This window comes from Pseudonocardia sp. ICBG1293 (assembly GCF_020131355.1).
Taxonomy (GTDB): domain Bacteria; phylum Actinomycetota; class Actinomycetes; order Mycobacteriales; family Pseudonocardiaceae; genus Pseudonocardia.
The window spans coordinates 1-11150 of record NZ_JAHLEL010000041.1 but is presented as its reverse complement, the minus strand read 5'-3'; the positions used below and the strand labels follow the sequence as shown (position 1 = coordinate 11150).

Here is an 11150-nt window from a genome sequence, read left to right as displayed (position 1 = left end):
CCGTAGTGGTCGTCGTCGATCGCGCGGCCTGCGTCGCGCGCGGCGCGCCCTCGATCACGGTTACGCGCGCGGGCGGACTCGTCGGGGGTGAGGAAGCTGCAGCCAGCCGTCGGCGAACCGCCCGACCCGGCGCAGCCCGACCTCCGCGCGTCCCCCCCAGCCACAGGTCCGGCGGCCGGGCCGGGCGCGGTGCGACCGTCGCGTCGTCGAGGGTGAAGAACTCGCCGTGGTGGGTCACCGAGTCCTCGGACAGCAGCCGTCGCAGGGACCACCAGGGACTCCTCGAACACCGCGGCCCGGCTGCCGGGCACGGGAACAGCTGGCGCTCCGACGGCGTCGCGGCACGGATGCCGAACGCGGGGCAGGATCCGTTTCGGTGCCAGCACCGCCAGCGACGCGACTCGGCCGCCAGCAGCATCGGGTTGCGACACGGCAGGATCGTGACACCGGTGCCGACCTTGAGCGTGCGGGTGCGGGCCGCCGCCCAGGTGGTGCCGACCATCGCGTCGACACCGGGGGCGGAGACCAGGTCGGGCAGCCACAGGGAGTCGATCCGGGCGCGCTCGAGCGCGTCCACGAACTCGTCGAACTCCGACCCGGGGTCGGTGGCCTGCAGCCCCACCGAGCCGACGCCGATGCGGACCTTGCCGTGCGGGGACGTCACCACGTCGGTCGACGCTACCCCGCGTCGGGGCTCCGGCGCGGGTCGCGGCCGCTGTTGCCCAGCGCCCGGTGGAACGGCGGCGCATCGGCCGGGACCGGGACCACCGGCCCGAACAGACCCTCCCGCGACGCCTCCTGGCCGGGTGCGGACATCGCGGTGGTGAACTCCAGTACGGCGGCGACGGCCTCGTCGTCGGGGGTGAACGGGCGGCCGGTGGCCACGGCGAGGTCCCAGCCGTGCAGGACCAGCTCGTCGAGGGCGATGACCCCGGCGACGTCGGCGGGCAGGTCCAGACCGCCGCCGCGCGGTGAAGCCCTCCCAGGCGGCCGGTTCGCGCCACGCCTGCGCCAGCGCGGTGAGCCGGGCCGGGATCGCGGTCCGCCAGTCCCCGACGAGATTGCCGGCGTCGGCGCTCGGCGCGGTACCGGCGGCCTCGGGGGACTTCTCCGCCGCGACCCGGAACGCCCACGCCAGACCGTGCAGGTGGTCCAGCAGCGCGGCGACGGTCATGCCGTCGCAGGGCGTCGGGTCGTGGAGCTGGTCGTCGCGGACTCCCACGACGATGTCGGCCACGGCGCGGGCGGTCGGAACGAGATCGGGCACGGGCTACCTCCGGTCGGTCGGGGCCCTGCGATCGCGGGGCCCCGTCTGCTCCGACCGTCGGCAGGACGCCGACTCATCGCCCGCCGTGTTGTTCGACACCCGGTAGAAGGTGGTGTGCGGGATGCGGCAGAGTGGACGACGACGTCCCGTCCGCCTGGAGGAAGCACCCGTCATGAACGGACCCGTCACTCGTCGCCAAGGTCTTCCGCGCCGTGGCGATCGCCGAGGCGCTGTCCTGGACCGGCCTGCTGATCGGCATGTTCGTCAAGTGGATCCTGGCCACCTCCGAGCTCGGGGTGCAGGTCATGGGGCCGATCCACGGGGCGCTGTTCGTCGCCTACGTGGTCGTCACGCTGTGGACCGCCCGGCTGTTCCGCTGGGACCTGCGCACCGTCGTGATCGGTCTGCTCGCCAGCATCCCGCCGCTGACGACGATCTGGTTCGAGCGGCACGCCGGGGCGACCGGCCGGCTCGATCCGGCGCGGGCCCGGGCCGTGACCGGCTGAGTCCTCCCGGACCCGCGCGCCGCGCTTGACGACGCAGGTAAGCCTAGGCTAACTTCAGGTCGTCGCTTGGTGGTGGGAGCGGCGCGTCAGTTCGGGACGAGGGCCCGGTCGCTCGACCACGGCGACCGGGCCCTCACATATTTCCAGCTCATCGCTCGCTCGGGACGGGCTTCCGGATCCACCACAGGTGCAGTCCCAGGCCGGCACCCGTGGCGACGGCGAGCAGTACGACGTAGAGCCCGGTGTCGGCGAGGTCGCCGCCCACCCACCAGTGGACAGCCCCGGCGACCACCACGAGCAGCGGCAACAGCAGCAGCGCGCGGAGCGTCTCCGCTCGCTCCCGCTCGGGTGTCACGTGTGTCCCGTACAGGGCTCGACCGACCGCCCGTGCGACCAGCCACACGGCGACAAGGCTCAGTACCAGTACGAGCACGGCACCGGACCAGGTCGCCCCGGAGGCATCCCGCAGTCCGAGCGGGCGGCCCAGTAGAACGACCACGCCGAGCGCCCCCGCGACGACCACCACCTGCATCTCCAGGCAGCGGCGCCGCAGCAGCACCAGCTCCGCGCGCTCGTCGGTCTCGTTCCTGATCTGGCGCTGCGTCTCGCGCAGGGCCGTCCACGGACTAGGCATCCCGGCCTCCCGTCTTCGCTGCGTCACGCCGGGCGCGGATCCTGTCGGCCTCCGCGGCGGGCAGCGCGAACAACTGCTCCACCGGGGTGTCCAGCGCGACCGCCAGTCGCAGTGCGACCGCCGTCGACGGGTTGTATCCGCCGGCCTCGATCTCCACCACGGTCTGGCGGCTCACGCCGACCAGTTCGCCCAGTCGTCGTTGGGTCAGACTCGCCCGGCGTCGCGCTGCGGCGACGTCGGATCGCACATCGGCGGGGAGCCTGCCCATGCGACAGCTTTACCCGACATGGGTCGGGTCTACCCGACCTTTCACGCGTCCGGATGGGCCAGCGCCCGGTACACCGGCCGCAACGCGTCGGTCAGCCGCCCGCCGTTCGCCCGCAGGGACGGCTCGGGCACCTGGTCCAGGACCGCGCGCCGGCTCGGTGTCCGGCGGGCGCGGGGGAGCGGAGCCGGGCGCCCCCTCCCAGAAGTCGTCCAGCAGGACCGCCAGCGGCACCGGCCCGGACGGCGCGGATCGGCCGCCGGTGCGGTCGCGCTCGGACCGCAGCCGCTCCAGCAGCGTGTCCCGGTCGCGTCCGCGCAGGGTGAGCAGCGTGAACGGGTCGGTGTCGCACCGCTGGGCCAGCACGTAGAACACCGCGGCCAGGTGCTTGCACGGCACGGTGTGGTCCGGGCACGAGCAGTCCTGTGCGAGGTCGGCGACGTCGGCCGGGAACAGCGACAGGCCCAGGCCGTCGAGCAACTCCTCGATCTCGGGGGGCACGGTGCCCGACAGCAGCGCCGCGGTGTACCAGGCGTCGGCGGCCAGTGCCTGCTCCACGCCCCGCCACTCCGTCTTGTCCCACACCCGCAGCCCGATGCGCACCCGGTAGGGCTGCGGCCGGGTGCCCTGCACCAGTGCGACCACCGCGCCCGCGTCGACGTCGAGCGACACGATCTGCCCCGACCGGGCGTAGCTGCGGCCACGCGAGAGCCGCCCGCCGACGCCGAGGCGTTCCAGCACGGCCAGGAACCGCGCCGACCAGGTCCGGGCGACCGCACCCCGCGTCGCGTGGATCCGGATCCCGCCCTCGACGCGGCGCGGCGGCCCGCCGGTGAAGTCCTCCTGCGCCCAGAACGGCCGGTCACTCATCGCCGCCCCCTGTGTCCTCGTCGGGATCGGCCACCGCGTCCGAGCCGAGTGCGAACACCGCGCGCAGCTCGGAGGTCGACAGCGACGTCAGCCAGTCCTCCCCGCCGGTCACCACCATGTCCGACAGCGACCGCTTCGCGGTGACCAGCGCCTCGATGCGCTCCTCCACGGTGCCCGGGCACACGAACCGGCGCACCTGCACCGCGCGCCGCTGCCCGATCCGGAACGCGCGGTCGGTGGCCTGGTCCTCCACCGCCGGGTTCCACCACCGGTCCAGGTGGATCACGTGGTTCGCCGCGGTCAGGGCCAGCCCGGTGCCGCCCGCGCGCAGCGAGAGCAGGAACAGCGACGGCCCCTCGCCGGACTGGAACCGCTCCACCATCTCGTCGCGCCGCTTCTTCGAGGTGCCGCCGTGCAGGTAGAGGACCTCGGTGTCGAACCGTGCCGACAGGTGCGGTCGCAGCATGGCGGCGAACTCGGTGTACTGGGTGAACAGCAGCGCCCGGTCCCCGGCGGCGAGCACCGGCTCCAGGAGCTCCTCGAGGCGGGCGACCTTGCCCGAGCGGTGCCGCCCGCCCGAGCGGTGCATCGGGGACCCGTCGTGCAGCAGCTGCGCGGGGTGGTTGCAGACCTGCTTGAGCTTGCTCATCGCCGCGAGCACGTTGCCGCGGCGCTCGATGCCGTCGCTGTCCTCGATCTTCTCCATCATGTCGTCGACCACGGTCCGGTACAGCGACGCCTGTTCCCGGGTGAGCCGGTGGTCGGCCACGATCTCGATCTTCTCCGGCAGGTCGTCGATCACCGTGGGGTCGGTCTTGACCCGCCGCAGCAGGTACGGCCGGGTGATCCGGCGCAGCGTCCGTGCCACCCCGGCGTCGCGGTGGCGTTCGATCGGCACCGCGAACCGCTGCCGGAACACCTCCGGCACCCCGAGCACCCCCGGGTTGAGGAAGTCCATCACCGACCACAGCTCGGCCAGCCGGTTCTCCATCGGCGTGCCGGTCAGCGCGACCCGGTGGGCCGCGTCGAGCGACCGCATCGTGCGCGACGCCGCCGCGTGCGCATTCTTGATCATCTGGGCCTCGTCGAGCACGAGGCGGTGGAACCGCCACGCCCGCAGGTCCTCGGCGTCGCGCGTCGCGGTCGCGTAGGTGGTGACGACCAGGTCCGCCGCGTCGAGCGCGGCGTGCAGGGCCGCACCGCGCGGCCGGGAGGCGCCGTGGTGGGCGTGCACCCGCAGGCCGGGGGCGAACGTCGCGGCCTCCCGCTGCCACGTGCCGACCATCGACATCGGGCACACGATCAACGACGGCGCGCCGGTCGGCCCGTCGGCCCGGTCGTGCGCCTCCAGGGCCAGCAGCTGCACGGTCTTGCCCAGGCCCATGTCGTCGGCCAGACACGCCCCCAGCCCCAGCGAGGACAGGAACGCCAGCCACGCCACCCCGCGCTCCTGGTAGGGGCGCAGCGTCGCGGTGAACCCCGGCGGTGCCGGAACGGGTGTCAGCGTGCGGTCGGCGGTGCCCTCCAGCAGCGCCCCCAGGTCCCCACGGGCCGACACGTCGGTCACCGGGAGGGGGGCGTGGGCGTCGCCGCGGGCCGCGGCCAGTACCTCCCCGACCGTGGGCGGCCGGTCCCGGTGGCGGCGCAGGAAGTCCAGCCCCTGCGCCAGCGCCTCGGCGTCCACGGCGACCCAGCGTCCGCGCAGCCGGACCAGGGGCGCCTTCGCGGCCACCAGCGCGGAGATCTCCGACTCGCCCAGCTCCTCGTCGCCGACGGCGAGCGACCAGCGGAACTCCGCCAGCTCGTCGCGCCCCAGGCCACCGCGGGTGATCACCCCCGGGGCGGGGGCCGACGAGGCCGACAGCCGCAGCCCCAGCGGACGGCGCCCGTCCCAGCCGCGCGGCAGCGCCACCCCGAACCCGGCCGACAGCAACGCCGGCGCGTCCCGGGTGAGGAACCGGTGCGCGCCGGTGACGTCGAGCGGCAGCCCGGTCGGCCGGGCCCGGCGCAGCGCGGGCACGAGATCCGGCAGCACCTGCGCCGCCCGGCCCAGCTCCGCCAGCAGCACGTCCTGCGCGCCGGACACCAGCGCGTCGGCCTCCCCGGCCCAGACGCCGGCCGCGTCGAACACCAGGCTCGGGTCCTCGGTGGAACGCAGCGCGAACTGCAGCTCCCACCGGGTGCCGTCACCGGTCTGGTCGTCGAGGTCCGGGCCGGGGTCCGCCGGGTCATGCAGGGTGGACACCTCGGCGAGCCGGAACAGGGCGGTCGCGGCGCCGGGCTGCTCGCGCCCGACGTCCTCCCACACCGTGAGCGCCTCGCGCAGCACCTGCAGCCCGGCCCCGGTCGCGGGCAGGTCCGCCGACGGTCCGGTCAGTGCGTGCAGCAGGGCCGCCGGCGCGTCCGGCCGGGCGGGCAGCGGGAGCGGCATGGTGGCACTGCGCCCCAGCCGCTCGCGGACCGCGGTGTCGGTGAAGCGGGCCAGCGCGGCGTCGACCAGGGTGTCCGGGTCCTGCCCCGCGACGTCGCCCGGGCGGCGCTGCTCGGCCCGCGCGACCGGGGGCAGCCGACGGACGAGGTCCGCGCGGGCGACCGCGTCCAGCCCCTGGACGACCGGGCGCCAGCGCGCCGCGGGCCGGCCGGACTCGGTGAGCAGCACCGGCAGGACCCGGCCGCGGGCGGCCAGCTCCTCGGCGAGCTGCGCGAGGTCGGCGAGGTGGGTGAAGCCGGCGCCGTAGCGGACCTCGGGGGAGGGGTCGGTGAGCTCGGAGGGGTCGACGACCACCGCGGGCACCGTCCACGGCGCCAGCGTCGGCGCGCCCCGGCCGCGGGTGCGCGGCCGGGAGCGGACCAGACCGGGGGAGTCCTGCGGCCCCGACGGGTACGAGGGCAGCAGCACCGTCACCGACGCCGGCTTGCCCGGGTGGATCGCGGCCAGCGCGTCCGAGGGCACCGCGAACGGGTGCGGCCGCGCCGTGCGCAGTGACCGGCGGTCGGTGCGCGGGCTCCGCTCGCCGTCCTCCGCCCACAGCAGGACGCCGCGGGCGGGGGAGTGCAGGGCGTGGACGACGAACACACCCCCACGCTAGAGGCGACCCCCGACAGCCACCGCGTGCAGGAGCCCGGCCGCGGCCGCGCACGCCTCGTCGGTGACCACGTGCTCGTCGCCGTCGTCGATCCGCAGGTCCACCCGCGCACCCGCCCCGGTCAGCAGGACCGCGGTCTCCTCGACCCGGTGCGCGGGCACCCACGGGTCGCGCGAGATCGACCGCAGCACCGCCGGGGTCGGCGCGAGCGACCCCGACGGCGGGGCGGGCACCGGGTCCGGGCCGACGAACCCGCCGGTGAACACGACCAGTCCCGCGCACGGGCGTGGGTCGCGCACCAGCAGGTGGTGCGCGACCACACAGGCGCCCTGGGAGAACCCCCACAGCACCACCCGGTCCCGGCCGACCCCCTCGTCCGCCAGCCGGGCCAGCCGGTCGTCGACGACGTCGAGCGCGCGCAGCAGCGCGTCCCGGTTCTCGTCGAACGGTTCGAGGAACGGCTTCGGGTACCAGCTGCCGCCCGGCGCCGCCGGGGCGACGAACCGGGCGGGCACGTCCCCGAACCGCGCCGCGGTGGCGCGCATGTCGCCGGGGTCGCGCCCCCGCCCGTGCAGGGCGAGCACGACCAGCGGCGCCGCGGGGTCCCCCCAGGTGGTCATCAGGCCTCGATCGGTTCCAGCTTGGCGAAGATCTCCTCGCGTCGGTCCTCGAACTGCTCCGGCAGCTGGAACCGGGTGCCCAGCTCGTGCGGCGACTCGTCGCAGGTCCAGCCGCCCTCCTCGTGGGTGACGGCCAGCTCGAACAGCGCCCCGCTCGGCGTCCGGACGTAGACGCTCTTGAAGTACTTGCGGTCCTTGAGCTCGGAGATGTCGGTGTAGCCCGCACCCTCGATGTCGAACTTCACCGCCTCCTGGTTCGCCAGGTCCGACACGTTCCACGCGAAGTGGTGATAGGTGCCCGCGCCGTAGCGCCAGGTGCCCTGGTCCTCGCTCCGGTTGACGGTGATCTCCAGGTGGTTGCCGACCTTCGCGTCCCCGATCCGCAGGCCGAACATGTCGCCGTCCTCGGCGGGGTCGCCCTGGGCGAAGAAGGAGGTGTCGGCGAACTCGACCATCCGGTCCGGGGTGGTCATGTGCACGCCGACGCCGTGGATGCCGTGGATCGCGTGCTCCGCCGACACCCCGTTGCCCTCGAAGCCGCGGCGCGGGTCGCCGGTGTTGGCGACGAGCTGGTACTCGATGCCCGACGGGTGGGCGAAGGCGAGCCGGCGCCGGTCGAACCGTTCGACGTCGGCGACCTCGACGTCGTGGGACCGCAGCCGCTGCGCCCAGAAGTCCAGCGAGCCCTCCGGCACCGACAGCAGGACCTCGCGGGCCTGGTTGGTGCCGCGGGTGCCGAACTGGCCCGCCTGCGCCCACGGGAACGTGGTGACCACGCTGGACGGGTCGCCGTCGGCGTTGGAGTAGTAGAGGTGGTAGATCGGCAGGTTGCCGTCGAACAGGACGGTGCGCTTGATGAAGCGCATGCCGAGGATCTTCGTGTGGAAGTCGACGTCCTCCTGGGCGCCGGCGACGGACAGGGTCACATGGTGCGAGCCTTCGACATGAGCCACGTGTCCGGACGCTAGGAACGACACGGTCCCCGCACATCGCCGACGGGCGCAGACCGCTGTCGTCCGCGTGCACGCCCGCACCGGGCCGTCGGACGACTGCTGCGCGACTAGGCTGGGTACGGCCACCAGCACGACCAGGAGCCGCCGATGACGACCGTCGCCGACCGTCCCGCCGACCCGCCGACCCGGGGACCGGGGCCGTCCCCGGTCCCGACGGACCGGAGGGCGTCTCCTTCGTCACCGTCGCCGGTGACCTGCCCGCCCCCGGGGACGACCGGCTGGTACTGGTCGTGGCGCTGGCGGGCAGCGCCCTGCTCGGCGACGGCGAGCCGCTGGTCCCCGGACGGTGGGCGCTGCTGGACCCGGCCCGCCCGGGTGCCCGCACCGCGGACCGCGCGTTCCGCGCCCTGTGCGTGCACTTCCCGCGCGAGCGCGTCGAGCCCCGCGGGGAGCCCCTGACCGGGGTGGCGGGCACCGCGTTCGACGCCGGCCCCGGGCTGGCCGGCTACGTGTGCGACACCCTGCGCCACCTCGACGCGCACCGGATCGCGATGGGCACCCACGCCGCCGTCGCGGTGCGGCACGCCGTGGACCTGGTCGGGGTGCTGCTGCGGAGCACGGCCGGGGCCGAGCCCGCCCCGCACTGCGACCTGCTGGACCGGATCAAGGCCTACGTCGAGGCGCACCTCGGCGACCCGGACCTCGCCCCCGCCGGGATCGCCGCCGCGCACTTCGTCTCCGCGCGCCACCTGCACAACCTGTTCGCCGGGACCGGGACCAGTGCCGCGGCCTGGATCCGGGCCCGGCGCGTCGAGATGTGCCGGCGCGACCTGGCCGACGCGGGCCTGGCCGACGTGCCCGCGGCGGCCATCGGGTCGCGGTGGGGGTTCCGCGGGCCGTCGCACTTCGGGCAGGTGTTCAAGCGTGCGACGGGGCTGACGCCGGCCGCCTACCGGGAGGCCAGCAGCTCGTCGAGCCGCTCGTGACCCTGCACGACCCCGACCTCCATGCCCGAGGCCAGCATCCCGTCGCGGGAGTCGAACGAGTCGAACAGCGACTCGGCGACGAGCCGGGTCCGGCCGCCGGGCAGGGCGGTCAGCGTGAGCGTCTCCAGGCAGGCGCTGTCGGGGAAGCCCTCGTAGGAGAAGGTCTGCACGATCCGCTCCGGTGAGCGCACCTCGTGGAAGGACCCGAAGAACCGCCACTCGCCGGTCTCGTCGGAGCTGGTGTACCGGTAGCCGCCGCCGGTCTCGGCGTCCCAGCGGTCGACGGTCATCGTGAGGTTGCGCGGGCCGAGCCAGCGCTTCACCTTCTCGACGTCGACGTGCGCGTCGAAGACCCGCTCCGGCGGGGCGTCGAACTCCCGGGTGATCCGGATCGTCGGGAGGCCCTCGACGGCCTCGATGTCGGTCTCGCGGGTCGTCGTGCTCATGACGCTGCTCCCTCGCTCGTGCCGGTGGATCCCGGCGTCTCGTCGGCGAGCAGGTCGTCGAGGCGCGCGTAGCGCTCCTCCACCTGCCGCCGGTACCGCTCGATCCAGGCCGTCATCAGGTCGAACACCTCCGCGTCGAGATGTACCGGGCGGCGCTGGGCCTGCCGGCTGCGCCGGACGAGCCCTGCGCCCTCCAGCACCCGGATGTGCTTGGAGACGGCCTGCAGGGAGACGTCGTAGGGCTCGGCCAGCTCGTTCACGGTCGCGTCGGCCGTCGCCAGCCGGGCCACCATGTCGCGCCGGATCGGGTCCGCCAGTGCGGCGAAGACCCGGTTCAGCCGGTCCTCCACGACTCCTCCTTGCTCAACCCTTCGGTTGACAACACCGTAGCGACGGGAGCGCTTTTAGAGCGTCCGGCGATTGATGGTTATCGGAGTCGACGGGTCGTGGGTCGGGTTGTCCAGCGGTAGCGGCTGCGGGCATGGTTGATCAGCCGGCGGATCACGGTGAGCGCGGCGGCGAGGTTGAGGTAGAACTCGACGATGATCTTCCGGCGATCGGTGAACCGGCGCAGCTTGCCGTAGCCGTTCATCCAGGAATGGGTGCGCTCGACCGGCCACCGCTTACCGACCTGGATCGGGGCGGGCCGGCCCTTGGTGGCGATCTGTGCGTCGAACCCGAGTCGTTCGAGCAGATCGCGGGTCTTGCCTGAGTCATAGCCCCGGTCCAGGTGCAGGCACGGTCGCTCGGGCAGCGGCCCGATCATGTCGTAGATCCCGATCAGGGTCGGTTTCAGCAACGGCGAGTCGTGGTCATTGGCGCGGGCGCTGATCAGGTGCAGCGGGATCCCCGCACCGTCGCAGACCACGGAGCGTTTGGTGCCCTGTTTGCCCCGGTCGACCGGGTTACAGCCGGCGACCTCGCCACCGCAGGGAGCCTTGGTGATCGCTCCGTCGGCAGACAGATCGTCGAGGTCGAGACCGATCATCTGGCCATAGCCGGCCAGCGCGGCCCGAAGGACCTGCTCCCCGACGCCGGCGGCGGCCCACTGGGCGAGACGGCGGCGGATCGTGCGGTCCGAGCAGCCGGGGGTGGCGATGCGTTCGTAGCCGCTGCCGTGCACCAACGCCGCGAGCACGTGCTCGAACACCAGGCGGTCGGGGATCCGGCGGCGGTGACATCCCCACGGATGGGCCGGGTCGAACTCCGGGCGCCGCTCTGCCTCGATCAGGGCAGCGAACTCGACCCAGAGGGGGTCGATCAGCGATTCTGGCAATAGAGGCACGGACCCTCCAGGCGATCATCAGGACTTCAGCAATCCGATGATCACCCGAGGTCCGTGCCTCTACCTGCAACGACACCCCCACGACCTCATTTGCCGGGCGCTCTAAGAGGTCGTTTCAGAACGACTTGTCGAGTTTCCATTGACCCCTCGACGACAGATCAAACGGCAGGTCAGATAGCCGCTTGTCGTCTACAACAGACACGTCGACCTCGTTCTGAAATGACCTCTAAGG

General features: G+C 73.7%; 13 protein-coding genes and 1 pseudogene. 2 read left to right on the top strand and 12 right to left on the bottom strand.

What is annotated here, in order from left to right; all coding sequences use genetic code 11:
* From KPF47_RS19665 to KPF47_RS38915, 3 genes and pseudogenes are all read right to left on the bottom strand, one after another.
* The coding region (locus tag KPF47_RS19665) for an LLM class flavin-dependent oxidoreductase (protein WP_224390205.1) at positions 1-667 on the bottom strand (667 nt) is incomplete at its 3' end.
* A gap of 11 nt (positions 668-678) precedes the next feature.
* On the bottom strand, positions 679-885 hold the full coding sequence (locus tag KPF47_RS19660; protein WP_224390206.1) for a hypothetical protein: 207 nt from the start codon (positions 883-885) through the stop codon (positions 679-681).
* A 115-nt stretch (positions 886-1000) separates the two neighbouring features.
* A pseudogene (locus tag KPF47_RS38915) lies at positions 1001-1222 on the bottom strand (maleylpyruvate isomerase N-terminal domain-containing protein); the annotation flags it as partial.
* Between the two features lie 257 nt (positions 1223-1479).
* On the opposite strand from KPF47_RS38915, the gene KPF47_RS19650 reads away from it, so the two are divergent.
* Positions 1480-1773, top strand: a complete 294-nt coding sequence (locus KPF47_RS19650) for a DUF3817 domain-containing protein (protein WP_224390204.1) — start codon at positions 1480-1482, stop codon at positions 1771-1773.
* Positions 1774-1921: 148 nt separating this feature from the next.
* Here the strand turns inward: KPF47_RS19650 and KPF47_RS19645 are convergent, their stop codons facing one another.
* Genes KPF47_RS19645 through KPF47_RS19620 form a run of 6 tightly spaced genes read right to left on the bottom strand, consistent with a single transcriptional unit; the run spans position 1922 to position 8174 of the window.
* Positions 1922-2407, bottom strand: coding sequence for a hypothetical protein (locus KPF47_RS19645; protein WP_224388563.1), 486 nt, complete (start codon positions 2405-2407; stop codon positions 1922-1924).
* The gene (locus tag KPF47_RS19640) at positions 2400-2675 is read right to left on the bottom strand and encodes a helix-turn-helix transcriptional regulator (RefSeq protein WP_224388565.1); all 276 of its coding nucleotides are present in this window, start codon (positions 2673-2675) and stop codon (positions 2400-2402) included. Before KPF47_RS19640 ends, KPF47_RS19645 begins: the two co-directional genes overlap by 8 nt.
* A 9-nt stretch (positions 2676-2684) precedes the next feature.
* Complete coding sequence (locus tag KPF47_RS19635) at positions 2685-3542, bottom strand: SWIM zinc finger family protein (protein ID WP_224390203.1); 858 nt, start codon at positions 3540-3542, stop codon at positions 2685-2687.
* Positions 3535-6618: a DEAD/DEAH box helicase gene (locus KPF47_RS19630; protein ID WP_224388569.1), complete on the bottom strand. Its 3084-nt coding sequence runs from the start codon at positions 6616-6618 to the stop codon at positions 3535-3537. Before KPF47_RS19630 ends, KPF47_RS19635 begins: the two co-directional genes overlap by 8 nt.
* Positions 6619-6627: 9 nt before the next feature.
* Positions 6628-7248, bottom strand: coding sequence for an alpha/beta hydrolase (locus KPF47_RS19625; RefSeq protein WP_224388571.1), 621 nt, complete (start codon positions 7246-7248; stop codon positions 6628-6630).
* Complete coding sequence (locus tag KPF47_RS19620; RefSeq protein ID WP_224390181.1) at positions 7248-8174, bottom strand: VOC family protein; 927 nt, start codon at positions 8172-8174, stop codon at positions 7248-7250. Before KPF47_RS19620 ends, KPF47_RS19625 begins: the two co-directional genes overlap by 1 nt.
* A 62-nt stretch (positions 8175-8236) precedes the next feature.
* Between KPF47_RS19620 and KPF47_RS19615 the strand changes: the two genes are divergently transcribed.
* Entirely contained in the window at positions 8237-9187 is a 951-nt protein-coding gene (locus tag KPF47_RS19615; RefSeq protein WP_308015434.1) for a helix-turn-helix domain-containing protein, read from the top strand.
* Here the strand turns inward: KPF47_RS19615 and KPF47_RS19610 are convergent.
* The 3 genes from KPF47_RS19610 to KPF47_RS19600 form a co-directional block, all read right to left on the bottom strand.
* Positions 9151-9633 (bottom strand): SRPBCC family protein, encoded by a 483-nt coding sequence (locus KPF47_RS19610; RefSeq protein WP_224388575.1) that lies wholly within the window; start codon positions 9631-9633, stop codon positions 9151-9153. The two genes, KPF47_RS19615 and KPF47_RS19610, sit on opposite strands and share 37 nt — an antisense overlap.
* The gene (locus tag KPF47_RS19605) at positions 9630-9983 is read right to left on the bottom strand and encodes a helix-turn-helix transcriptional regulator (RefSeq protein ID WP_224388577.1); all 354 of its coding nucleotides are present in this window, start codon (positions 9981-9983) and stop codon (positions 9630-9632) included. Before KPF47_RS19605 ends, KPF47_RS19610 begins: the two co-directional genes overlap by 4 nt.
* Before the next feature lie 77 nt (positions 9984-10060).
* Positions 10061-10918: an IS5 family transposase gene (locus KPF47_RS19600; RefSeq protein ID WP_224390180.1), complete on the bottom strand. Its 858-nt coding sequence runs from the start codon at positions 10916-10918 to the stop codon at positions 10061-10063.
* Positions 10919-11150 lie beyond the last annotated feature (232 nt).